The 23192-nt window shown below is 72.1% G+C and carries 20 protein-coding genes; 15 read left to right on the top strand and 5 right to left on the bottom strand.

Features of this window, described 5'->3' with window-relative positions:
- Positions 1-50: 50 nt before the first annotated feature.
- Positions 51-1703, top strand: coding sequence for an FAD-dependent oxidoreductase (locus tag ACIP84_RS23590; protein ID WP_355959480.1), 1653 nt, complete (start codon positions 51-53; stop codon positions 1701-1703).
- Positions 1704-1709: 6 nt separating this feature from the next.
- On the opposite strand, the gene ACIP84_RS23585 is transcribed toward ACIP84_RS23590, so the two are convergent.
- Positions 1710-3092 (bottom strand): FAD-binding oxidoreductase, encoded by a 1383-nt coding sequence (locus ACIP84_RS23585; RefSeq protein ID WP_401799987.1) that lies wholly within the window; start codon positions 3090-3092, stop codon positions 1710-1712.
- Between the two features lie 74 nt (positions 3093-3166).
- Entirely contained in the window at positions 3167-4969 is a 1803-nt protein-coding gene (locus ACIP84_RS23580; protein WP_355959478.1) for a glycoside hydrolase family 15 protein, read from the bottom strand.
- Positions 4970-5707: 738 nt separating this feature from the next.
- On the opposite strand from ACIP84_RS23580, the gene ACIP84_RS23575 reads away from it, so the two are divergent.
- The 14 genes from ACIP84_RS23575 (at position 5708) to ACIP84_RS23510 (ending at position 21495) form a co-directional block, all read left to right on the top strand.
- The gene (locus ACIP84_RS23575; RefSeq protein ID WP_401799984.1) at positions 5708-7366 is read left to right on the top strand and encodes a CTP synthase; all 1659 of its coding nucleotides are present in this window, start codon (positions 5708-5710) and stop codon (positions 7364-7366) included.
- A 76-nt stretch (positions 7367-7442) separates the two neighbouring features.
- Positions 7443-8069, top strand: coding sequence for an NUDIX domain-containing protein (locus ACIP84_RS23570; protein WP_401799982.1), 627 nt, complete (start codon positions 7443-7445; stop codon positions 8067-8069).
- 329 nt (positions 8070-8398) lie between these two features.
- Entirely contained in the window at positions 8399-10384 is a 1986-nt protein-coding gene (locus ACIP84_RS23565; RefSeq protein WP_401799979.1) for a tetratricopeptide repeat protein, read from the top strand.
- Positions 10385-10531: 147 nt separating this feature from the next.
- Complete coding sequence (ald, locus tag ACIP84_RS23560; RefSeq protein WP_401799976.1) at positions 10532-11647, top strand: alanine dehydrogenase; 1116 nt, start codon at positions 10532-10534, stop codon at positions 11645-11647.
- A gap of 449 nt (positions 11648-12096) precedes the next feature.
- Positions 12097-13122, top strand: a complete 1026-nt coding sequence (locus ACIP84_RS23555; RefSeq protein ID WP_037637819.1) for a ParA family protein — start codon at positions 12097-12099, stop codon at positions 13120-13122.
- Positions 13107-13616 (top strand): hypothetical protein, encoded by a 510-nt coding sequence (locus ACIP84_RS23550; protein WP_355959473.1) that lies wholly within the window; start codon positions 13107-13109, stop codon positions 13614-13616. Before ACIP84_RS23555 ends, ACIP84_RS23550 begins: the two co-directional genes overlap by 16 nt.
- A 45-nt stretch (positions 13617-13661) precedes the next feature.
- Complete coding sequence (locus ACIP84_RS23545) at positions 13662-14897, top strand: segregation/condensation protein A (protein WP_401799972.1); 1236 nt, start codon at positions 13662-13664, stop codon at positions 14895-14897.
- On the top strand, positions 14894-15499 hold the full coding sequence (gene scpB, locus ACIP84_RS23540; RefSeq protein WP_401799971.1) for an SMC-Scp complex subunit ScpB: 606 nt from the start codon (positions 14894-14896) through the stop codon (positions 15497-15499). Before ACIP84_RS23545 ends, scpB begins: the two co-directional genes overlap by 4 nt.
- Positions 15499-16848: a pseudouridine synthase gene (locus ACIP84_RS23535; protein ID WP_355959469.1), complete on the top strand. Its 1350-nt coding sequence runs from the start codon at positions 15499-15501 to the stop codon at positions 16846-16848. The genes scpB and ACIP84_RS23535 overlap by 1 nt, the downstream gene beginning before the upstream one ends.
- A 228-nt stretch (positions 16849-17076) precedes the next feature.
- Positions 17077-17730, top strand: coding sequence for a nicotinamide riboside transporter PnuC (gene pnuC / locus ACIP84_RS23530; RefSeq protein WP_355959468.1), 654 nt, complete (start codon positions 17077-17079; stop codon positions 17728-17730).
- Entirely contained in the window at positions 17727-18806 is a 1080-nt protein-coding gene (locus ACIP84_RS23525; protein WP_401799968.1) for an AAA family ATPase, read from the top strand. The genes pnuC and ACIP84_RS23525 overlap by 4 nt, the downstream gene beginning before the upstream one ends.
- A gap of 164 nt (positions 18807-18970) precedes the next feature.
- The gene (locus ACIP84_RS23520) at positions 18971-19693 is read left to right on the top strand and encodes an NUDIX domain-containing protein (protein WP_355959465.1); all 723 of its coding nucleotides are present in this window, start codon (positions 18971-18973) and stop codon (positions 19691-19693) included.
- Entirely contained in the window at positions 19690-20721 is a 1032-nt protein-coding gene (locus ACIP84_RS23515) for an ADP-ribosylglycohydrolase family protein (protein ID WP_401799966.1), read from the top strand. Before ACIP84_RS23520 ends, ACIP84_RS23515 begins: the two co-directional genes overlap by 4 nt.
- Positions 20722-20724: 3 nt before the next feature.
- Positions 20725-21495 carry a DNA polymerase beta superfamily protein gene (locus ACIP84_RS23510; protein WP_355959463.1) on the top strand — a complete coding sequence of 257 codons (771 nt, stop codon included), beginning with the start codon at positions 20725-20727 and terminating at the stop codon, positions 21493-21495.
- Between the two features lie 31 nt (positions 21496-21526).
- On the opposite strand, the gene ACIP84_RS23505 is transcribed toward ACIP84_RS23510, so the two are convergent.
- The 3 genes from ACIP84_RS23505 to ACIP84_RS23495 are packed head-to-tail and all read right to left on the bottom strand — an operon-like array spanning position 21527 to position 23159.
- Positions 21527-22216, bottom strand: coding sequence for a DNA polymerase beta superfamily protein (locus tag ACIP84_RS23505; protein ID WP_355959461.1), 690 nt, complete (start codon positions 22214-22216; stop codon positions 21527-21529).
- Between the two features lie 32 nt (positions 22217-22248).
- Positions 22249-22779 carry a Rieske 2Fe-2S domain-containing protein gene (locus ACIP84_RS23500; protein WP_401799962.1) on the bottom strand — a complete coding sequence of 177 codons (531 nt, stop codon included), beginning with the start codon at positions 22777-22779 and terminating at the stop codon, positions 22249-22251.
- 44 nt (positions 22780-22823) lie between these two features.
- Positions 22824-23159: a DUF952 domain-containing protein gene (locus ACIP84_RS23495; RefSeq protein WP_401799961.1), complete on the bottom strand. Its 336-nt coding sequence runs from the start codon at positions 23157-23159 to the stop codon at positions 22824-22826.
- Between the last annotated feature and the right edge of the window lie 33 nt (positions 23160-23192).

The following is a 23192-nucleotide window of genomic DNA, read 5'->3' as shown; positions in this document are numbered from 1 at the left end:
CCCCCCCCGCACCTCAGAGACGAGTTCCCTTCCAGCCACAGGAGAGCCCCATGGCACGCACCAACCCGATGCACCTCCTGAAGACCCTCGCCGCCGAGCACGCCGACGCCCGACGGCTGAGACTCCCCGTCGACGAGCTGAGAGGTATGAGAGCCGACGCCCTCGGGCGTCGCTCGCTCCTCAGGTACGCCGCCGCTGCCGGTCTCACCGCCGGTCTCACCGCCGGGACGGGCCTCGGCGGGGCCGTTCCCGCCCGCGCCGCCACCCCCGACCGGCCCATCAGAACCACCGCCCGGGTCGCCGTCGTCGGCGCCGGGATCTCCGGCCTCACCGCCGCCCTCACCCTCCAGGACGCCGGCCTGAGCCCCGTGCTCTACGAGGCGAACCCCTCGCGGGTCGGCGGCCGCATGTGGACCCAGCGCGCCCACTGGGCGTACGGGCAGACCTCCGAGATCGGCGGCGAGCTGATCGACACCAGCCACAAGAAGATCCTGGAACTCTGCCGCCGCTTCGACCTCGACACCGAGGACTTCCTCGGGGGCGGGCCCAACGGCGCGGAGGAGGTCCTCTGGTTCAACGGCGCCTACTACCCCCGCCACCAGGCCGACGAGGACTTCAACGCCGTCTACCAGTCCCTGCGCCGGGACCTCTCCGAGGCGGGGGAGGTGACCTGGAACCAGACCACGCCCACCGGCACCGCACTCGACACCATGTCGGTGTACGAGTGGATCGAGACCCGGGTCCCCGGCGGGCACTCCTCGCCGCTCGGCCGGTTCCTCGACGTCGCCTACAACGTCGAGTACGGCGCCGACACCAGCGAACAGTCCGCCCTCGCCCTGGTGCTGCTCATGGGCTACCAGACCAATCCGGGCAACTTCAACGTCTGGGGCCTGTCCAACGAGCGGTATCACATCGTCGGCGGCAACGACCGGCTCCCGAACGCCGTCGCCGGGGCACTCGCCCCCGGCACCCTGCGCCACGGCTGGTCCCTGACCGCCGTACGCGCCAACGCCGACGGCACCCAGACACTGACCTTCACCGAGGCCGGTGCCACCCGGACCGTCACCGCCGACCACACGGTCCTCTGCCTCCCCCTGCCGATCCTCAAGCAGCTCGACCTCTCCCGGGCCGGATTCGACCCGCTGATGAGGAACCTGCTGCGGGACGCGCGGATGGGCCACTGCACCAAGCTCAACATGCAGTTCGGGACCCGCCCCTGGCGCGGCACCGGCGCCTGGCCGGGCGTCTCGGCCGGCGACTGCTTCACCGACACCGAGGTCCAGCAGACCTGGGACACCACCAAGATCCAGGGCGGGACCGGCGGCATCCTCCTCCAGTACGGCGGCGGCAGCCTGGCCGGTTCGCTCACGCCCGCGGGACCGTTCTCCACCGAGTCCGACCCTTACGTACGGAGCCTCGTGAGCCGTCATCTGGCCGGCATCGACGCCTTCTTCCCCGGCACCTCACGGGCGTACACGGGGCGCGCCCAGCTCTCCGCCTGGCACCGGAACCCGTACTCGCTGGGCGCGTACTCCTGTTGGCCCGTCGGCTATCTGCACCGCTACGCCGGATACGAGGGAACCGCCCAGGGGAACGTCCACATCGGCGGCGAGCACTGCAGCTACGACTTCCAGGGCTTCATGGAAGGCGGAGCGACCGAGGGCGAGCGGGCCGCCGAGGAGGTGATCGCCGCCCTGCGATGAGCCGGCTCAGCCGGCCGGGGCGATGTTCTGGTTGTAGCGGAACACGTTGTCGGGGTCGTACGCGGCCTTCACGGCGGCGAGTCGGCGGTAGTTCTCCTCGCCGAAGGAGGAGACCACGCGCTGCTCGCCCTCGGCACCGACGAAGTTCAGGTACACGGAGTCGATCGCCCACGGCCGCACGTCGGCCCGTACGTCCCGCACCCACTGGATCTCGGCCTCGTCCATCGTCGGGTCCTCCCAGGTCGCGAACGGGTGCACGGCCCAGGGCGCGGCGCGCCACGGCTGCGGGTAGGGCGCGGCCCCGGCCGCCACCGCGCCGCCCTGTACGAACAGCACGTGCTGGGTCGCGGCGGGCAGCGGGATGCCCGCCCCGCGCTCGCAGAACACCTCCACGGCCTCGTCGGGGAAGGCGGTCAGGTACTCGGCCGACCAGTAGTTCCGCAGTCCGGGCGGGTCGTCGAGCATGGACTGCAGCTCCGCGTACGGGATGTCCGTGACGATCTCGATCGCGGGCTTCAGGGCGAACAGCGGCGCCGCCAGCTCCCGCAGCTCCTCGACCGGCCCGGCGTACGTGAACAGCGTCCCGCAGAGCAGCCTGCCGACCAGCTCCGGCGGCACGAACGGCTCGGGCGGCGCCGGCATGTAGATCGCCCCGCCGCCCACCTCGTCCGGGGCGGCGTCGGCGATGTCCCGGAAGGTGCGGACCACCTCGGGCGCGTCGTCGGGCAGGAAGAACAGCATCACGACGCTCATCCGCGGCAGCTCGTGCAGCCGCAGCGTCAGCGAGGTCGCCACCCCGAAGTTGCCGCCGCCGCCGTGCAGCGCCCAGAACAGGTCGGGGTGCTCCTCGGCGTCCGTGTGGACGTGCTTCCCCTCGGCCGTGATCAGGTCGGCGGCCAGCAGGTTGTCGCTGGCGAGGCCGAACTTCCGCTCCAGCCAGCCGGATCCGCCGCCCAGTGTGAAGCCGCCGACCCCGGTGGTGGACACCCGACCGCCGGTGGTCGCGACGTGGAACGGCTGGCAGGCGTGGTCCATCTGCCCCATCGTCGTCCCGCCGCCGACGCGGACCGTCATGTCCTCCGGGTCCACGACGACCGTGTGCATGCGGCGCAGGTCGACCACGAGCGAGCCGTCGATCACAGAGGTCCCGGCGACGCTGTGGCCGCCGCCGCGCACGGCGACGGGGAGGTCGCAGGCCCGGCCGAAGAGGATCGCGTTGGACACGTCCGCCTGACTCGCGCACTGGGCGATCACCGACGGACGGTGGTCGATCATGCCGTTGTGGAGGGCGCGGGCCTCGTCGTAGCGCGGATCGCCAGGGATGATCACCTCGCCCGCGAGGTCCTCGACCAGCCCTGACAGGGCGCTTTCGGAGATGTGGGGACCCATGGGAGCCCCCTTTCGTACGGGGGACGGGACCTTCTCATCGTAGGTCCGGGCACCGTCCCCCGCGCGGGACCGGCTCAGCCCCCGTACGCCCCGCTCGCCGTCAGGCGCAGGGCCGTGTCGATCAGGGGCACGTGGCTGAAGGCCTGCGGGAAGTTGCCGACCTGCCGCTGGAGCCTCGGGTCCCACTCCTCGGCGAGCAGCCCCAGATCGTTGCGGAGCGCGAGCAGCCGCTCGAAGAGCGAGCGTGCCTCGTCCACCCGGCCGATCATCGCCAGGTCGTCGGCCAGCCAGAACGAGCAGGCGAGGAACGCGCCCTCGTCGCCCTCCAGGCCGTCGACGCCGGCCTCCTCGCCGGAGGTCGGGTAGCGGAGCACGAAACCGTCCTCCGTGGACAGCTCGCGCTGGATCGCCTCGATCGTGCCGATGACCCGCTTGTCGTCCGGCGGCAGGAAGCCCATCTGCGGGATGAGCAGCAGCGAGGCGTCCAGCTCCTTGGAGCCGTACGACTGCGTGAAGGTGTTCCGCTCGGGGTCGTATCCCTTCTCGCAGACGTCCCGGTGGATCTCGTCGCGCAGCTCGTGCCAGCGCTCCAGCGGGCCGTCCGCGTCCCCGGACTCGATGAGCTTGATCGTGCGGTCCACGGCCACCCAGGCCATCACCTTGGAGTGGACGAAGTGCCGGCGCGGGCCGCGGACCTCCCAGATGCCCTCGTCGGGCTGGTCCCAGTGCTTCTCCAGGTAGTTGATCAGCTTGATCTGGAGGAGCGAGGCGTAGTCGTTGCGGGACAGGCCCGTCATGTGCGCGAGGTGGAGGGCCTCGGTGACCTCGCCGTAGACGTCCAGCTGGAGCTGGTTGGCGGCGCCGTTGCCGACCCGGACCGGGCCGGAGTTCTCGTACCCCGGGAGCCAGTCGAGCTCCGCCTCGCCGAGCTCCCGCTCGCCGGCGATGCCGTACATGATCTGCAGGTTCTCCGGGTCGCCCGCGACCGCGCGGAGCAGCCAGTCCCGCCAGGCGCGGGCCTCCTCGCGGTAGCCGGTGCGCAGCATGGAGGAGAGGGTGATCGCCGCGTCGCGCAGCCAGGTGTAGCGGTAGTCCCAGTTGCGGACGCCGCCGATCTCCTCGGGCAGTGAGGTGGTCGGCGCGGCGACGATGCCGCCTGTCGGCGCGTACGTCAGCGCCTTCAGGGTGATCAGGGAACGGATCACGGCCTCCCGGTAGGGGCCGTGGTACGTGCAGTGCTCGACCCATTCGCGCCAGAAGTCGACGGTCGCCTCCAGGGAGCCCTCGGGGTCCGGAAGCGCCGGCGGCTCCTTGTGGGAGGGCTGCCAGGAGAGCGTGAACGCGATCCGGTCACCGGGGTTCACGGTGAAGTCGGAGTACGTCGTGAGGTCCTTGCCGTGGGTCTCGGCCTCGGTGTCCAGCCATACCGAGTCGGGCCCCGCGACGGCGACCGTGCGGTCCCCGACCTTGTGGACCCACGGCACGATCCGGCCGTAGCTGAACCGCATCCGCAGCGAGGAGCGCATCCGGACCCGGCCGGAGACGCCCTCCACGATCCGGATCAGCTGCGGGGCGCCGTCGCGCGGCGGCATGAAGTCGGTCACCCGGACCGTGCCGCGCGGCGTGTCCCACTCGGACTCCAGGATCAGCGAGTCGCCGCGGTAGCGGCGCCGGTCGGCCGGGGCCGGCTCGGCGTCGTCGGGGGTGGCGGGGCCCACCCGCCAGAAGCCGTGTTCCTCGGTGCCGAGCAGCCCGGCGAAGATCGCGTGGGAGTCGAATCGGGGGAGACACAGCCAGTCGACGCTGCCGTCGCGGCAGACCAGTGCGGCGGTCTGCATGTCTCCGATGAGTGCGTAATCCTCGATGCGCCCGGCCACGTGCTTCACTCCAGTCGAACGGCCACGTCCGCCCCGAGGGGCGCTTGCTCAGATGCGCCGGCTGTGTGTCAGCCGGGTCTGCGTGTGTCAGCGGTCAAGGGATCTTCGACGAGCTCTCGGGCCGGGTGGGGCCCCCAGGTGTCCGGCTCTGGGGGAGGGCGGGGTGGTGCTGCCGCTGGCCGGCCGACTCGGCGGGATGTCCGAGCAGGATACGTCGCACCCTAGTGACACGGTGATCACGTCGGTAACGGCGTTGCTCCGATCAGGTGAACGAGTCCGGTTCGCCGGCGGAAGGTCCGCCTGTCGTGTGGGCACGCGCCGCCGGAACGTCTGCCGGAAGATCCGGCGGACACCCTGTGCGTCGCAGGTGAGAGACAGTGAGAGCCGCAGTTGAGCTCCTCCCTTCTGCCCGGTGAGAGGCCGGTGAGAGGCCGGGCCCCCACCGGTGGGGCACTTCCCCGTCCGTCGGGAGACCCTTCCCCCGATCTGTCGGGAGACGCTTCCCCCGATCCGTCGGGAGACTCCGTCCGCCCTGGCGTCGCCGTCCGTGAACACCCGACTGCCGCGTGTGGCCGGAAGCGGCCTCCCGATGTCGCTGATACCCTGGTACCCCGTGGACCGGTGGGAAACGGCGACAGCCGAGAACCCCGAAACCGCAGCGACGGCACCCCCCGATTCTTCCGGAGGGGACGCCGGTACGCACCTCCAGAACGCGACCACGGGAGCCCCCTCTTGGCGATGCCGCCCAAAACCACGACGACCAAGCACATCTTCGTCACCGGGGGTGTCGCCTCCAGCCTCGGCAAGGGCCTGACCGCCTCCAGCCTGGGGGCGCTCCTCAAGGCCAGGGGCCTGCGGGTCACGATGCAGAAGCTCGACCCGTACCTGAACGTCGACCCGGGCACGATGAACCCCTTCCAGCACGGTGAGGTGTTCGTCACCAACGACGGCGCCGAGACCGACCTGGACATCGGCCACTACGAGCGCTTCCTCGACGTCGACCTCGACGGCTCGGCCAACGTCACCACCGGCCAGGTCTACTCGCAGGTCATCGCCAAGGAGCGGCGCGGCGAGTACCTCGGTGACACCGTGCAGGTCATCCCGCACATCACCAATGAGATCAAGTCCCGGATCCGCCGCATGGCGACCGACGACGTCGACGTGGTCATCACCGAGGTCGGCGGCACGGTCGGCGACATCGAGTCGCTGCCGTTCCTGGAGACCGTCCGCCAGGTCCGCCACGAGGTCGGCCGCGACAACGTCTTCGTCGTGCACATCTCGCTGCTGCCCTACATCGGCCCCTCGGGCGAGCTGAAGACCAAGCCGACCCAGCACTCCGTCGCCGCGCTCCGCAACATCGGCATCCAGCCCGACGCGATCGTGCTCCGCGCCGACCGCGAGGTCCCGACCTCCATCAAGCGCAAGATCTCGCTGATGTGCGACGTCGACGAGGCCGCGGTCGTCGCCGCGATCGACGCCAAGTCGATCTACGACATCCCCAAGGTGCTCCACACCGAGGGCCTGGACGCCTACGTCGTCCGCAAGCTCGACCTGCCCTTCCGCGACGTGGACTGGTCGACCTGGGACGACCTGCTCGACCGCGTCCACAACCCCGACCACGAGGTCACCGTCGCGCTCGTCGGCAAGTACATCGACCTGCCCGACGCGTACCTCTCGGTCACCGAGGCCATGCGGGCCGGCGGCTTCGCGAACAAGGCCCGCGTCAAGGTCAAGTGGGTCACCTCCGACGACTGCAAGACCCCGGCCGACGCCGAGAAGCAGCTCGGCGACGTCGACGCGATCCTCATCCCCGGCGGCTTCGGCGACCGCGGCGTGAGCGGCAAGGTCGGCGCGATCCAGTACGCCCGCGAGAACAAGGTGCCGCTGCTCGGCATCTGCCTCGGTCTGCAGTGCATCGTCATCGAGGCGGCCCGGAACCTGGCCGACATCCCCGAGGCCAACTCCACCGAGTTCGACCCGGCGACCGCGCACCCCGTCGTCTCGACGATGGAGGAGCAGCTCGCGTACGTCGAGGGCGCAGGCGACCTGGGCGGAACGATGCGCCTCGGCCTGTACCCGGCGAAGCTCGCCGAGGGCTCGATCGTCCGTGAGGTCTACGACGACCAGCCGTACGTCGACGAGCGCCACCGGCACCGCTACGAGGTCAACAACGCCTACCGCGCGGAGCTGGAGAAGAAGGCCGGTCTCGTCTTCTCCGGCACCTCCCCGGACAACAAGCTCGTCGAGTACGTCGAGTACCCGCGCGAGATCCACCCCTACCTGGTCGCCACGCAGGCGCACCCGGAGCTGCGCTCGCGTCCGACGCGTCCGCACCCGCTCTTCGCCGGTCTGGTGAAGGCGGCCGTGGAGCGCAAGACGGGCAAGCCCGCCACGTAGTCGTCGCGCGTTAACGTTGCCGGGGTACGGGTCCTGACGGATCCGTACCCCGGTTTTCGTGTGTGGGAGGACGCAGATGGAGTTGCAGGACACCCCGGAGGAGTGGCGGGTCGTCGCGACGACGACCCCGTTCCAGGGAAACAAGACCAGTGTCCGCACGGACGACGTGGTCATGCCGGACGGCACGGTCGCGCGCCGCGACTACCAGGTCCATCCCGGCTCGGTGGCCGTCCTGGCCCTCGACGACCAGGACCGGGTCCTGCTGCTCAAGCAGTACCGGCACCCGGTGCGGCAGAAGCTCTGGGAGATCCCGGCGGGACTCCTCGACGTGCCCCGCGAGAACCCGCTGCACGCCGCGCAGCGCGAGCTGTACGAGGAGGCGCACGTCAAGGCCGAGGACTGGCGGGTCCTGACCGACGTCTACACGACTCCGGGCGGCTGCGACGAGGCCGTACGGATCTTCCTCGCGCGGGGGCTCTCCGAGGCGGAGGGGGAGCGGTTCGAGGTCTCCGAGGAGGAGGCGGACATGGAGCTGGCGCGGGTACCGCTGGAGGACCTGGTGCGGGGGGTCCTGGCGGGGGAGCTGCACAACAACTGCCTGGTGGTGGGCGTGCTGTCGCTGGCGGCGGCGCGGGCGGGCGGGGGTGTGGGGGAGCTTCGGCCGGCGGACGCGGAGTGGCCGGCGCGACCGTTCGAGGCGTAGGGGGAGGCGGCGGAGGCCTGTGCCGGCGGGCCCGCCGGCGCAGGCGCAGGCCCCCTGTGCCGGCGGGCCCACCGGCCGTGCGCGGCCTCCACCTCGCCGTGAGCCTGCGCCCACCGGGCCGGCGGGCCCTCGCCCCGCACCGCGGTGCGGTGTCGCGTGTGGCGTGCTTCCCCGTTTGGGCTTGCGGTGTGACGATCCGCTGATCCGATCGGGGGACGTGTTCGTCGTGCTCCGCCAGGTCCGGTGTGCGCCCTGAACTACGCTCGGGATCGCCCGTGCGGAGCCCCCCGCGGGATCGGCTCGTGCGCAGGTGGACGGGAGCGTGGCCCGTGACGGATCAGGCGGTGGCGGCGGCCGGCAGCCGGCAGTTCTTCGGCCGGCAGCGGGAGTTGAAGGCCCTGCGCGCCGACATCGAGCGGACCGGCCTCGACACCCTGACCGGCCGCAAGGCACCCCGCGCCCGCGTCCTCCTCGTCGCCGGCAAGCCCGGCTCCGGCCGTACCGCGCTCGCCGAGGAACTCGCCGCCGGCCTCTCCGACCAGTACCCCGACGGGATCTTCCGGGCCCGGCTCACCGAGCCCGGCGGCGACCCCGTCCCTACCGCCCGCGCCGCCCAGGAACTCCTCGCCGCGCTCGGGGTCCCCGAGCCCCCCGGAGCCGCCGAGGACGAGCTGACCGAGCTGGTGCGCACCGCGCTCGGCGAGCGCCGTGCCGTCCTCGTCCTCGACGACGCCGTCGACGCCGAGCACGCCGATCCCCTCATCCCGGACAACCCCGACTCCCTGGTGATCGGTGTCGCCCGCGGACCGCTCACCGGCATCCCGGACGTACGGCCCTGCACCCTCGGCGGGCTCGACCCGAAGTCGGCCATCGAACTGCTCACCGCCTTCACCGGCTCCGTACGGATCACCGTCGATCCGCAGGCCGCCGAGACGCTCGTCGAGGAGTGCGGCGGGCTGCCCGCCGCGGTCGTCCTCGCCGGCGGCTGGCTCTCCACCCGGCCCAAGGCCTCCGTCGCCGACCTCGCCAAGCGCCTGCGCGCGCTCAGCGGCGACCCGCTGACCCGTGCCTTCTCGCTCGCCCACGAGGCGCTGCCCGCGACCGCCGCGCGGATACTGCGCTACCTCACCCTCGCCCCCCTCGGCCGGGCCGACGCCCACACGGCCTCCGCCCTGGCCGGCTGCTCCGTCTCGGCCGCCGCGACCACCCTCGCCGACTTCGCCGCCCTGGGGCTCCTCGCGGGCGGCGAGGACGGGCAGTACGAGGTCCCCGGCCATCTCGTCCCCCTCCTTCGCGCCCAGCTGGAGGAGCGCGACCGGCCCGCCGAGGTGCAGCTCGCCCGGGCCCGGATGCTGGAGCGGACCGTACGGCTCCTCCAGTCCTGCCGTGCGGTCACCGAACCCGAGGGCTCACCGGCCCGCCGGAAGCTGGCCGGTCTGCCGCGCGCCCTGCGCTTCCCCAGCGCCGCCGCCGCGGCCGACTGGCTGCGCTCCCGGCAGTCCTTCCTGCTGGCCTCCGCCCGGCTGGCCGTCGCCGACGGGGAGCTCGACACCCTCGCCCGCAGGCTGGTCGCCTCCCTGGTCAGGGCACTCGCCGCGCACCGGGGCGCCGAGGCGGCCGCGCCCCAGCTGTACGGGCTCCACCAGCTGGTCCTGGACGTGGCCGAGCGGCGCGGGCTGCACCGGGAGCGGGCCGCCGCCCTGCTGAACCTGGCCGACCTCGATGCCCGCACCGGCAGGACGAAGGAGGCTCTGCTGCGATATCGGTCGGCTTTGGATGCCGGGCGCGCAGCAAATGACCCGTACGCGACCGGCCGCGCAATGGAATCCGTAGGTGGCTCGTATCAGGAGCTGGGGGACTGGCAGCGGGCCGGCGACTGGTACGGGCGGGCGCTCGCCCAGCGCCTCGCCCGGGACGAGCGAGCGGATCAGGCCAGGCTGTACGCCCGCCTCGGGGCCGTGCAGACCTATGCGGGCCGTTACGGCGAGGCCCTGCGGAACTGGCGGGCCGCCGCGGCGGGCTACCGCCGGCTCGACGATCTCCCCGGCTACGCACGGGCGTTGAGCGAGGCCGCCCGGGTCCAGGAGTACGCGGGACGGCCCGAGGAGTCGCTCCGGACCTGCGAGGAGGCCGTCGAGTGGGCCCGGCGCGCTCAGGACACCCGGCTCCAGGCCGCGCTCCAGCTGCGGCTCGCCGACACCCTCGACCGGCTCGGCGACCCGGCTGCGGCCCGGCTGCACCGGTCCGCGGCCGAGAGACTGCTGGAAACGGAATCATCTGCCTACGAAATCCGCAGTGGGTTGATCGAAGATTAGTACTTTGAAAGGCTAGACAGCGGGAACTCCTTCATTAGACTGGGTGCGCCGCGTTCGAACGTGGTCTGCCCCGGTGCGCCGCAGTGCATCCGGGTATGTATCGCAGTGCCCCATGTATCCCCCCTGATTCAAGGACCGTGATCGACGATGAAGGTCGGCATCCCCCGCGAGGTCAAGAACAACGAGTTCCGCGTGGCCATCACCCCCGCCGGTGTCCACGAGCTCGTCCGCCACGGCCACCAGGTCTTCGTCGAGCAGAACGCCGGTGTCGGCTCCTCGATCACGGACGAGGAGTACGTCGCCGCCGGCGCCGAGATCCTCCCCACCGCCGACGAGGTCTGGGCCACCGCCGACCTGCTGCTCAAGGTCAAGGAGCCCATCGCGGAGGAGTACCACCGCCTCCGCAAGGACCAGACGCTCTTCACCTACCTGCACCTCGCCGCCTCCAAGGAGTGCACGGACGCGCTCCTGGCGTCCGGCACCACCGCCATCGCGTACGAGACCGTCGAGACCGCCAACCGCGCGCTCCCGCTGCTCGCCCCGATGTCCGAGGTCGCGGGCCGCCTGGCCCCGCAGGTCGGCGCCTACCACCTGATGCGCTCGGTCGGCGGCCGCGGCGTGCTCCCCGGCGGCGTCCCCGGCACCCACGCCGGTGAGGCGGTCGTCATCGGCGGCGGCGTCTCCGGCTGGAACGCCACCCAGATCGCCGTCGGCATGGGCTTCCACGTGACCCTGCTCGACCGCGACATCAACAAGCTCCGCGAGGCCGACAAGATCTTCGGCACCAAGGTGAAGACGATCGTCTCCAACGCCTACGAGCTGGAGAAGGCCGTCGTCGAGGCCGACCTCGTCATCGGCGCCGTCCTCATCCCGGGCGCCAAGGCTCCGAAGCTGGTCACCAACGAGCTCGTCGCCAAGATGAAGCCCGGAAGTGTCCTTGTCGACATTGCGATCGACCAGGGCGGCTGCTTCGAGGACTCGCACCCGACCACCCACGCCGAGCCGACCTTCCAGGTCCACAACTCGGTCTTCTACTGCGTCGCCAACATGCCGGGCGCGGTTCCGAACACCTCCACCTACGCCCTCACCAACGCCACGCTGCCCTACATCGTGTCGCTGGCGAACAACGGCTGGGCCGAGGCGCTGCGCCGCGACGCCTCGCTCGCCCTGGGCCTCAACACCCATGACGGCAAGGTGGTTTACAAGGAGGTCGCCGAGGCGCACGGTCTCGAGCACGTCGAGCTGAGCACCCTCCTGGGCTGACCCTCGCGGCACCGCCGTCAACGCGTGCCGTCAATGCCACACACCCGGCCGGACCTTGTTCGACAAGGTCCGGCCGGATGCGTGTCCGGACCCGGCGGAACGTTCGGCCAACTCGCCTCGAACGTAACCCTTTAACCGTTTCGCACACCCCTGAAACGTGTGGATGCATGCCTGCGCACCCTTGACAGAGAGGTGTTCGGTTGCCGACACATCGGGCCGGGTCCGGCGGATTGTGTTGCTGCGGAGCGGTGACACGCCATAGAGTCGCCAACCGTCGGCATGGTGCCACGCTGACCTATCGATAAATGTTCCTGGTGACATCCAAGGAGGTAAGACGACTTGTGAATGAGTCGACAATTACTCCCGGGAGCGGTGCGCCAGGTGCTCCGATCGGCTCCGTCGCGGTGCGGACCTTCGCGACGCACCAGCCCATGACGACAGCCCACACGATGAAGACGATGGACGGCCTACACGTGAACGCCACGGCCGGCAACGAGATGGGCCGAGAGTCCACCCACTTCGCCGCCTTTGACGAGGTGCCCGAGGGGCACTTCTACGACCCCGACGCCGAGTACGAGCCCGACCCCGAGTACGCGGCCACCCTCGCACCCGACGCTGCCCGTCAGCGCCGCGAGCGGATCGGCCCGACGGGACGGCCCCTGCCGTACTTCCCGATCCCCGGTCCGCTGACGGACCACGGACCCGCGAAGATCATCGCGATGTGCAACCAGAAGGGCGGCGTCGGCAAGACCACGTCGACCATCAACCTGGGTGCCGCGCTCGCGGAGTACGGACGACGGGTGCTGCTCGTCGACTTCGACCCGCAGGGAGCCCTGTCGGTCGGCCTCGGCGTGAACCCGATGGAGCTCGACCTCACCGTCTACAACCTGCTCATGGAGCGGGGCATGTCGGCGGACGAGGTCCTGCTCAAGACCGCCGTACCCAACATGGACCTGCTGCCGAGCAACATCGACCTCTCGGCCGCCGAAGTCCAGCTCGTCAGCGAGGTCGCGCGCGAGTCGACGCTCCAGCGCGCCCTGAAGCCGCTGATGAACGACTACGACTACATCGTGATCGACTGTCAGCCCTCGCTCGGCCTGCTGACCGTGAACGCCCTGACGGCGGCTCACAAGGTCATCGTGCCGCTGGAATGCGAGTTCTTCGCGCTCCGCGGAGTGGCCCTGCTGACCGAGACCATCGAGAAGGTCCAGGAGCGGCTCAACCCCGAGCTGGAGCTCGACGGCATCCTCGCCACGATGTACGACTCCCGTACCGTGCACAGCCGTGAGGTCCTCGCGCGCGTCGTCGAGGCCTTCGACGACCACGTGTACCACACGGTCATCGGGCGGACGGTTCGCTTCCCGGAGACCACGGTCGCCGGCGAGCCCATCACCACGTACGCCTCCAACTCCGTGGGCGCCGCCGCCTATCGCCAGCTCGCCAGGGAGGTGCTCGCCCGGTGTCACGCCGAGTGAGTCTGCCCGGCGCCGACGAACTCTTCCGTACGACCGGGGGGACGGCGCTCCAGGCGTCCGCCCCCCGCCGGGCCGTCCCGGCACCCGCGGGCGAGAGCGACACGACGGCGGCCGAGGGCTCCGCGGAGCACACGGCGGCGGACTCCGAGGCGTCGGAGCCGCGCGCCCGGACGGCGGAGCCCGAGGGCGCCGCCGCGCCGAAGCCCGCGACGCCCACCGCCGCGGTGCCCGCCCCGGCGGCGGCGCGGCGGCGCGGCGGCCGGGCCCCGAACCGGCGGCCGAGCGGCCGTGAGCGCCACGACGAGAAGATCACGGTCTACGTCTCCGCGGAGGAGCTGATGGACCTGGAGCACGCCCGGCTCGTCCTCCGGGGCGAGCACGGTCTCGCCGTGGACCGGGGCCGGATCGTCCGGGAGGCCGTCGCGGTCGTCCTTGCGGACCTGGAGTCCCGCGGCGACGCGAGCATCCTCGTGCGCCGCCTGCGCGGCCGCTGACGATAGCCTGCGGGCTGCCGCCGCTCCCCGTTCTTCTGGACCTCCATGCACCACGCCTCTGACGAAACGTCCCGTCCACCCCGCCGCCGCGCCCTGGGTCGCGGCCCGGACGCCCCGGCGGGGGCGGGGCGGGACGGCCACGGGGAGGCGGTGGACGCGGCCGCGACTGGGCCTGTGGCCGTACCCGAGGCCGGCCCGGAGGCCGAGGCGCAGCCCGGGCCCGAGGTCGAGGCACCGCCCGGGCCCGAGGCGCAGGCCGGGCCCGAGGCGCAGGCCGGGCCCGAGGCCGAGAGCGGGCCCGAGGCCGGGCTTGGGGACGGACGCGCTGCTGGGCCTGGGGCCGGACGCGCTGCCGAAGCAGAGGCCGTGCCTCAGCCCGAGGCGCGGCCCGGTGCCGGGCCTGAGACCGGGCGTGTGGCCGGTCCCGCTCCTGAGCCGGACACCGGACCCGCGGCCGAGGCCGAGCCTTCGGCCGGGTCCGACGGTGGGGACGGGCGGTTCACCGTGCGGCTGGCCAATTTCGAGGGGCCCTTCGACCTGCTGCTTCAGCTGATCACCAAGCACAAGCTCGACGTCACCGAGGTCGCCCTCTCCCAGGTCACCGATGAGTTCATGGCGCATCTGCGGGCCCTCGGGCCCGACGGGGACCTCGACCAGACCACCGAGTTCCTCGTCGTCGCCGCCACGCTGCTCGACCTCAAGGCCGCCCGGCTGCTGCCCGCCGCCGAGGTCGAGGACGAGGCCGACCTCGCGCTCCTGGAGGCCCGGGACCTGCTCTTCGCCCGGCTCCTCCAGTACCGCGCGTACAAGCGCATCGCGGCGATCTTCGAGGAGCGCTGGGAGGCCGAGGGCCGACGCCACCCCCGTACCGTCGGACTCGAACCGCACCACGCCGAGCTGCTCCCCGAGGTCGTCATCTCCATCGGCGCCGAGGGCTTCGCCAGGCTGGCCGTCAAGGCCATGCAGCCCAAGGCCGAACCGCAGGTGTACGTCGACCACATCCACGCCCCGCTCGTCAGCGTCCGCGAGCAGGCCGCCGTGGTCGTCTCGCTGCTGCGGGAACGCGGGACCGCGCTCTTCCGGGAGCTCATCGAGGACGTCGGCGACGACACCCTCACCGTCGTCGCCCGCTTCCTCGCCCTCCTGGAGCTCTACCGGGAGAAGGCCGTCGCCCTCGACCAGGAGACCGCCCTGGGGGACCTCACGGTCTCCTGGACCGGCGGGGAGACCGATCCCACGGCGGCCGTGACCGACGAGTTCGACCAGGAGACCACCGCATGAGCGACCTCAAGCCCTCCCTCGAAGCCGTCCTCATGGTCGTCGACGAGCCCGCCACCGAGGCCCATCTCGCCAAGGTCCTGGAACGCACCCCCCGCGAGGTGGCCGACGCCCTGCGCGAGCTGGCCGACGAGTACACCGTCCAGGGCCGCGGATTCGAGCTGCGGCGGGTGGCCGGGGGCTGGCGCTACTACACCCGCGCCGCCCACGCCGCGGCCGTCGAGGCCTTCGTCCTGGAGGGCCAGCAGGCCCGGCTCACCCAGGCGGCCCTGGAGACCCTCGCGGTCGTCGCGTACCGCCAGCCGGTCAGCCGTTCCCGGGTCTCCGCGGTCCGCGGAGTGAACTGCGACGGGGTGATGAGGACCCTCCTGCAGAGGGGTCTGGTGGAGGAGGCGGGCGCGGAACCCGAAACAGGTGCGATCCTGTACAGGACGACGAACTACTTCCTGGAGCGGATGGGCCTGCGCGGCCTGGACGAGCTCCCCGAGCTCGCGCCCTTCCTCCCCGAGGCGGAGGCGGTCGAGCCGGACTCTCTGGAAGGGGTCCCGTCGTTCGATCCGGATGCACCGGATCGTGAGGACGACGACGACAAGACGGAAGTTTGATGCGAAGCAGCAGCGGCAGGAACAGCAGCGGAAACAACGGCGGGAGCCGTGGTGGCAACAGCGGCGGCCGCGGCGGCAGCAGCGGTGGCGGCCGTGGTGGCAGCGGCGCCGGCGGTGGCGGCTACCGGGGCTCCGGTGGCGGCAGTGGCAGCGGTGGCGGCCGCGGTGGCAGCTCCGGTGGCAGCGGTGGCGGCCGTGGTGGCAGCTCCGGTGGCGGTGGCGGTTACCGGGGCGGCAGCTCCAGCGGCGGTGGCGGTGGCTACCGCGGCGGCAGCGGCTCCGGTGGCGGTGGCTACCAGGGCGGCGGCGGTGGCTACCAGGGCGGCGGCCGTGACGGCCAGAAGAGCCCGAGCAACCCGCGCCGGCCTCGCCCCGAGGAGCGCTCCTACGACGTGAGCCCTCCCGCCGAGGCCCCGAAGAAGGGTCGCGGCTCCGCGGCCCGCGGCGGCGCCAAGGGCGGCCCCAAGGCCCCTCAGGGCGGTATGCCGCCCCGTCGTGGCCCGCACGGCCAGCGTCAGGCCCCGGCCCGCTCGCGCGAGCTCGACGCCAAGATCGAGCAGCGCAACCGGGAGCGGTACGAGAACCGGCCGGAGATCAAGACCCCGAAGACCTTCCCCGGCGCCGAGGAGGAGGGCGAGCGGCTGCAGAAGGTCCTCGCCCGCGCCGGCATGGGTTCGCGGCGTGCCTGTGAGGAGCTCATCGAGCAGGCCCGCGTCGAGGTCAACGGCGAGATCGTCCTGGAGCAGGGCAAGCGCGTCGACCCGGAGAAGGACGAGATCAAGGTGGACGGCCTGACCGTCGCCACCCAGTCGTACCTGTTCTTCGCGCTGAACAAGCCGGCCGGTGTCGTCTCCACCATGGAGGACCCGGACGGCCGCCAGTGCCTCGGCGACTACGTCAACAACCGTGAGACGCGTCTCTTCCACGTCGGCCGCCTCGACACGGAGACCGAGGGCATCATCCTGCTCACCAACCACGGTGAGCTGGCCCACCGCCTCACGCACCCGAAGTACGGCGTGAAGAAGACCTACCTGGCCGCCATCACCGGCCCGCTGCCCCGTGAGGTCGGCAAGCGGCTGAAGGACGGCATCCAGCTGGAGGACGGCTACGCCCGCGCCGACCACTTCCGCGTGGTCGAGCAGACCGGCAAGAACTACCTGGTCGAGGTCACGCTGCACGAGGGCCGCAAGCACATCGTGCGCCGCATGCTCGCCGAGGCGGGCTTCCCGGTCGAGAAGCTGGTCCGTACGGCCTTCGGCCCGATCGGCCTGGGCGACCAGAAGTCGGGCTGGCTGCGCCGGCTCACCAACACCGAGGTCGGCATGCTGATGAAGGAAGTCGGCATGTAAGGCTCCGAGGCCCACAGGCCCCCGGCCTGCCCCACGGCGAGAAGCCCGTACGCGAGAAGCCCGCGACCGTCCGTCGGTCGCGGGCTTCCGTGTTCCCGCGCCCCCGACAGCGCCCCGGAGACTCGGGATCCGCCGGCCCCCGCCGCTCCCGGCCGACCCCAACGATTTCGGGCTTGTGGCCGAAGGCCGTCCCGCTTTATAGTCAACATGACTCTTAAGGAGGCGGGCGTGAGCCTCGCAAGCATGCTCGAACCGTTGCAGCAGCCGCTCTTCACGATCCTGGACACCCCGGTCAGCTGGACCGAGGTCCTGGGATTCGGCAGCGGGGCGCTCTGTGTCTGGCTCGTCGCCCGTCAGCACCTCGCGAACTGGCCCATCGGCATCGCCAACAACCTGTTCTTCGTCCTGCTCTTCACACAGGCCGGGTTGTACGCGGACGCGGGCCTCCAGATCGTCTTCATCACCCTCGCCGTGTACGGCTGGTGGACCTGGACCCACGGGGGTGGACCAGGCTCCGACGTCCTCCCGGTGCGCCGCACCACGCGCACCGAATGGACGTGGCTGCTCACGGCGGGGGTGGTGGGGACCCTCGCGCTCACCCTGCTGCTCGACCGCGCCACCGACTCGACCGTCCCCTTCTGGGACGCCCTGACGACCGCGCTCTCCCTGATGGCGACCTACGGCCAGTGCCGGAAGCGTCTGGAGTCCTGGTGGCTGTGGATCGCCGCCGACGTGGTCTACGTACCGCTGTACGCGTACAAGGAGCTGTACCTGACCTCCCTGCTCTACGTCGGCTTCATGACGCTCTGCGTCCTCGGCCTGCGCGGCTGGACCAAGGACCTCGCCGCCCGCCGCGCCCTCCAGGTGGAGGCGGCGGCATGAGGCGCTACGGCCACGGCCTGGTCCTCGGCAAGTTCTATCCGCCGCACGCCGGCCACCACCACCTCGTCACCACCGCCCTCGACCGCTGCGAGCGCCTCACCGTCCTCGTCTGCGCCTCCTCCGTGGAGAGCATCTCCCTGGAGGACCGGGTCGCCTGGATGCGTGAGGTCCACCCCGACGCCCTCGTCGTCGGAGCCGTCGACGACATCCCCGTCGACCTCCAGGACCCCGACGTCTGGGACGCCCACATGGCCGTCTTCCGGGCCGCCGTGCCCGAGCGCGTCGACGCCGTCTTCACCTCGGAGCCGTACGGGGAGGAGCTCGCCCGCCGCTTCGGGGCAGAGTCCGTCTGCGTCGACCCCGGGCGCGACCGCTTCCCCGTCTCCGGCACCGCCGTCCGCGCGGACCCCGCCGGCTGCTGGGACTTCCTGGAGCCGCCCGTGCGCTCCGCGCTCACCCGGCGGGTCGTCGTCCTCGGCGCCGAGTCCACCGGCACCACCACCATGGCCCTCGCCCTCGCCGACCACTACCGGCGGCGCGGCGGGGTCTGGGCCAGGACCCGGTACGTACCGGAGTACGGGCGCGAGTACAGCGAGCTCAAACTCGCCGAACTCCGCGCCGAGCGCCCCGACGCCGCGTGGGCCGACGTCGCCTTCCACTCCTCCGACTTCCCCGTCATCGCCCAGCGCCAGGCCGAACTGGAGGAGGAGGCGGCCCGCGACGGCTCACCCGTCCTCTTCTGCGACACCGACGCCTTCGCCACGACCATCTGGCACGAGCGCTACATGGGCACCACCAGCCCCGCCACCGGCGAGGTCGCCGCTCGCGGGCGACAGCACCTCTGGCTGCTCACCGACCACCGGGGCGTCGACTTCGAGGACGACGGACTCCGTGACGGCGAGCACCTGCGGCCGTGGATGACCGCCCGCTTCCTCACCCAGCTCGCCCACAGCGGACGCCGCACGGCCGTCCTCACGGGCCCGCACGAGGAGCGCCTCGCGGCCGCGGTCGCGGCCGTCGACGAGCTGCTCGCCGAGGGCTGGGACCTCGCCGACCCCCTGCCGGAGCGCCGATGAGCGCCGACCGGGTGCCTGAGGGTGCCGACCGGGTGCCGGAGGGCGCCGACCGAGCGCCGGTGAGCGTCGACCGAGCGCCTGAGGGTGCCGACCGGGTGCCTGAGGGCGCCGACCGAGTGCCGGACGAAGCGCCGGAGAGTACGCCGGGGACGGCGCCGGCCGGCGTGCCCGAGGGCTACGACCCGTACGCCTTCGAGCCGTTCGCCGTCACCGTCGACCTCGCCGTCCTCACCCTCCGCGAGGACCGCCTCCACGTCCTGCTCGTCGAGCGCGGCCAGGAGCCGTACGCCGGCCACTGGGCCCTCCCCGGCGGCTTCGTCCTGCCCCGCGAGTCCGCCGAGCGGGCCGCCCGCCGCGAACTCGCCGAGGAGACCGGGCTCTCCGACACCACCGTCGCCGGACTCCACCTCGAACAGCTCCGCACCTACAGCGAACCGGACCGCGACCCGAGGATGCGGGTCGTCTCCGTCGCCTTCGCCGCGCTCGTGCCCGACGCACCCGAACCGCGCGGCGGCGGAGACGCGGCGCAGGCCCGGTGGATGCCGTACGGGACGCACGGGCCGCTCGCCTTCGACCACGACCGGATCCTCGCCGACGCCCACGAACGGGTCGGCGCCAAGCTGGAGTACACCTGCCTCGCGACCGCCTTCTGCCCGCCCGAGTTCACCCTCGGCGAGCTGCGGCAGGTCTACGAGACGGTCTGGGGCGTCGAGCTCGACCGCCCCAACTTCCGGCGCAAGGTCCTCGCCACGCCCGGCTTCGTCCAGGCCGTGGAAGGACCGCCGCGCCTCACCGGCGGACGGGGGAAACCGGCCGCTCTCTACCGGGCCGGCGAGGCCACCGCCCTCCACCCGCCCCTCCTGCGACCGGAAGGACGATCCACGTGAACCTGACCCGCACCGCCACCAAGCAGGCCGCGACCGGCTCCCTGATCGGACTGGCGCTCGGCGACGCGCTGGGCTTCCCGACCGAGTTCAAGGACGTGCCGTCGATCCTGGCCTCGTTCGGGCCCTGGCGGGAGATGCCGCTGCCCGTCCGGAACGGCAAGGCGTACGTCACCGACGACACCCAGATGGCCCTCGCCTTCGCCCGGGGCATCCGCACCGCGACGGACCGCGGTGTGCTCGCCCCGCTGCGCCTCGCCAGGCCCGTACGGGACGAGTTCGTCGACTGGTACCACTCGCCCGAGAACAACCGCGCCCCCGGCAACACCTGCCTGCGGGCCTGCGCGCTCCTCGACGGCGACCGCCTCTGGCAGGACGCCAGCCAGCTCGGCTCCAAGGGCTGCGGCGCCAACATGCGGGTCACCCCCATCGGGCTCGTCCCCGGGCTCAGCGAGGAGCAGCGGGCCGGCGCCGCCCAGCTCCAGGCGGCCCTGACCCACGGTCACCCCACCGCACTCGCCGCCTCCGACCTCACCGCCCGGGCCGTGTACCTCCTCGCCCAGGGCGTCGACCCGGCCGGACTCGTCGGACAGCTCCGCTCGTACGCGTACGAGAACCGCTCCCGCTACCACGAGCACTGGCTCGGCGACCTCTGGACCCGCTCCCAGGACCCCTCCGCCCGGCACTTCGCCGAGCGCGGCTGGGACGAGTGCCTGGCGATACTGGAGCGCCTCGACGCCGTCCAGCGCGCGGCCGACCCCGAGCTCGACCCCTGTACGTACACGGGAGACGGGTGGATCGCCGAGGAGGCCCTCGCGACCGGGCTCCTCAGCTTCCTCCTCTTCCCCGAAGAGCCCCTCACCGTGCTGCGCCGGGCCGCCTGCACCCGGGGCGACTCCGACTCGATCGCCGCCCTCGCGGGCGCCTTCGCCGGGGCCCACCTCGGCGCGGACGCCTGGCCCAAGGAGTGGGAGGAGCGCGTCGAGTACCGGAGCGACCTCCTGACCTTCGGCGCGCTCTGGGACGCTTGACCGATGACGCTCTCCCTCGAGTCCGCCCTGGACGCCGACCTCGCCGCCGTCGTGGCCGAACAGCCCGACCCCCTGCTCTTCGCGACCGTCTCCGGCGCGCACCTGTACGGGTTCCCGTCCCGCGACTCGGACGTGGACCTGCGCGGTGCGCACCTGCTGCCGGTGGACGCGCTGGTCGGGCTGCGCGAGCCCGAGGAGACCCGCAGCCGGATGTGGGACCGGGACGGCGTCGAGATGGACCTGGTCACCCACGACCTGCGGAAGTTCGCCCGGCTGATGCTGCGCCGCAACGGCTACGTCCTGGAGCAGCTCACCTCCCCGCTCGTCGCGCACACCACGGAGACCCACGCGGAGCTGGTCTCGCTCGTGCCCGAGGTGCTCACCTCCCACCACGCCCACCACTACCGGGGGTTCGCCGGCACGCAGTGGCGGCTCTTCGAGCGCAGCGGCGAGCTCAAGCCGCTGCTCTACACCTACCGGGCCCTGCTCACCGGCATCCATCTGATGCGGGCGGGCGAGGTGCAGGCACATCTGCCGACCCTGGTCGAGCAGGTCGCCGAGGCGCCCGCCCGGCTGCCCGACCTCGTCGCGGCGAAGGCGGCGGCGGAGCACGGGCTCGCGGGGGTGGCGGTCGAGGACGTACGGGCGGAGACGGAGGCCCTGCACGGGGTCCTCGACGAGGCGCAGGCCGCGTCCGGGCTGCGGGAGGCGTCGGTACGGGCCCACGACCTGCTGCACGATCTGGTGGTACGGGCGCGGTCGACGGCCCCGTAGGGCGCGGGGCCCGGGCGGGCCGGACCGGGCTCTACGGAGCGTCCGGCACCGAGGCGCGGCGCGCGCGGATCAGGAAGTCCTGCACGCGCGCGTGGTCCGGCGTCGCCGGGAGCGGGGTCGCGTCCAGGGCCCGGTCGGCCTCCTCCTGGAGCCGGTTCATCCAGGACTCGACCTCGGGCCAGGTCACCTCGCCGCGCTTGACCGCGAGGAGACGCTCGCGCTCCTCGCCGACGTCGATCCGCAGCTCGCCCGAGCGCAGCAGGTCACGGCAGCTGGTCAGCAGCCGCAGCAGGTGCATGGCGTGCTTCCAGCGCGGGTGGCCGTACTGGCGCACGTCCGCGTCGAGCTTGCGGCGCTGCCCGCCCGCGTACCGGACGAAGGTCTGGTGGGCCTGCCGGGAGAGGAAGGCGCCGCGCAGCGACAGCAGTTCGCGGCCGAGGTCGTCGACGTACTCGACCACGGGGGAGTGGAGGCACTCCAGGACGTTCGGGTTGTTGCGCAGGGCCAGCTCGCAGAAGCGTTCCAGCTCCCAGCTGAACTGCTCCTCGCCCGGCCCCTCCACATGCGCGGGGGGCTTGTCGAAGTGCCAGAACAACGGCGTCGGGGCGAGGTACACGCCCCGGACGTCCGTGTCACTGCCCTCGGTCGCGAGACCGAAGGCGCGCGAGCCCATCACACAGGAGTAGATCGTGTGGTCGCGCACCAGCTCGTCCGGAGTCATGCCGGTCAGGCTACGTCAGGGCTGTGACAGGGCTATGTCAGGGTGATCGAGTCCCCGGAGACGGTGATCTGCTCGGCCGGCAGCGGGCGCGGAGCCGGTCCCGCCACCACCGCGGCGTCGGTGACGCGGAACTTGGAGCCGTGGCAGGGACAGTCGATGGTGCCGTCCGCGACCTTGTTCACCAGACAGCCCTGATGGGTGCAGACCGCGGAGAACGCCTTGAACTCACCCGCCGTGGGCTGGGTGACGACCACCTTCTCCGCCTTGAAGACCGTGCCGCCGCCGACCGGGATGTCCGCGGTCCTGGCCAGGGCCTTGCCGCTGGGCGCGCCGGCGGAGGCGCTCGTCTCGGCGGGGGCGCTCGGGGTGGCCGGCGCGCTCGTGCCGGGGGTGGGGGACGCGCTCGTCCCCGCGGTGCCGCCGGGGGTGGCCGGTGCGCCGGTCGTCGTACCGGCGTCGCCTCCGTCGTCCGAGCCGCAGCCCGCCGTCAGGGCAGCGGCGGCGACCAGGACGGTACGGCGGCTCGCGGCGCGTGAGGTCAGGTTCGTGACGCGTGAAGTCATACGGCCACCTTGGCGCCGCCGGGCCGCCGGGTCCCGCAACACGCCTACACCCGGGGTGTCAGCTCCCTCGCACGGCCGTCCGCGTCCCGCCGCACCTCCAGGACCGAGACCACCGCGTCCCGCTCGACCGGCCCGTACACATGCGGGAACAGCGTCCCTCCCGAGCCCTCCCAGCGGACCTCCCCGGCCAGCCGCTCCTCGTCGATCACCAGCACCAGGAGCAGGCCCGGCACGTCCCGGTAGCGGGCGTCGGCGACCACGAGCGCCGCGGCCTCGTCCGGCGAGCAGTGGACGAAGCCCTCGGCGGCGAGGGACGCCGGGGCGTACGGGGCATCGGGGGCGGCGGACCAGTCTTCCTGCGGAACGACGTGCAGCAACATGTCGACAGTTCTACCCTGCCGGTCCTCCGGGCC

Source organism: Streptomyces sp. NPDC088707 (assembly GCF_044752725.1).
Lineage (GTDB): Bacteria > Actinomycetota > Actinomycetes > Streptomycetales > Streptomycetaceae > Streptomyces.
Note: the sequence above shows the minus strand (reverse complement) of the source record. Positions and strands in the feature narration are given on the sequence as shown.

What these genes read in the sequence shown, in the direction of transcription:
- ACIP84_RS23590 (WP_355959480.1), top strand. Translation starts at nt 51, where the DNA reads ATGGCACGCACCAACCCGATGCACCTCCTGAAGACCCTCGCCGCCGAG.
- scpB (WP_401799971.1), top strand. Translation starts at nt 14,894, where the DNA reads ATGAGCGACCTCAAGCCCTCCCTCGAAGCCGTCCTCATGGTCGTCGAC.
- ACIP84_RS23555 (WP_037637819.1), top strand. Translation starts at nt 12,097, where the DNA reads ATGAAGACGATGGACGGCCTACACGTGAACGCCACGGCCGGCAACGAG.
- ACIP84_RS23545 (WP_401799972.1), top strand. Translation starts at nt 13,662, where the DNA reads ATGCACCACGCCTCTGACGAAACGTCCCGTCCACCCCGCCGCCGCGCC.
- ACIP84_RS23535 (WP_355959469.1), top strand. Translation starts at nt 15,499, where the DNA reads ATGCGAAGCAGCAGCGGCAGGAACAGCAGCGGAAACAACGGCGGGAGC.
- ACIP84_RS23505 (WP_355959461.1), bottom strand. Translation starts at nt 22,216, where the DNA reads ATGACTCCGGACGAGCTGGTGCGCGACCACACGATCTACTCCTGTGTG.
- ald (WP_401799976.1), top strand. Translation starts at nt 10,532, where the DNA reads ATGAAGGTCGGCATCCCCCGCGAGGTCAAGAACAACGAGTTCCGCGTG.
- ACIP84_RS23495 (WP_401799961.1), bottom strand. Translation starts at nt 23,159, where the DNA reads ATGTTGCTGCACGTCGTTCCGCAGGAAGACTGGTCCGCCGCCCCCGAT.
- ACIP84_RS23510 (WP_355959463.1), top strand. Translation starts at nt 20,725, where the DNA reads ATGACGCTCTCCCTCGAGTCCGCCCTGGACGCCGACCTCGCCGCCGTC.
- ACIP84_RS23585 (WP_401799987.1), bottom strand. Translation starts at nt 3,092, where the DNA reads ATGGGTCCCCACATCTCCGAAAGCGCCCTGTCAGGGCTGGTCGAGGAC.
- ACIP84_RS23575 (WP_401799984.1), top strand. Translation starts at nt 5,708, where the DNA reads ATGCCGCCCAAAACCACGACGACCAAGCACATCTTCGTCACCGGGGGT.
- ACIP84_RS23525 (WP_401799968.1), top strand. Translation starts at nt 17,727, where the DNA reads ATGAGGCGCTACGGCCACGGCCTGGTCCTCGGCAAGTTCTATCCGCCG.
- ACIP84_RS23500 (WP_401799962.1), bottom strand. Translation starts at nt 22,779, where the DNA reads ATGACTTCACGCGTCACGAACCTGACCTCACGCGCCGCGAGCCGCCGT.
- ACIP84_RS23570 (WP_401799982.1), top strand. Translation starts at nt 7,443, where the DNA reads ATGGAGTTGCAGGACACCCCGGAGGAGTGGCGGGTCGTCGCGACGACG.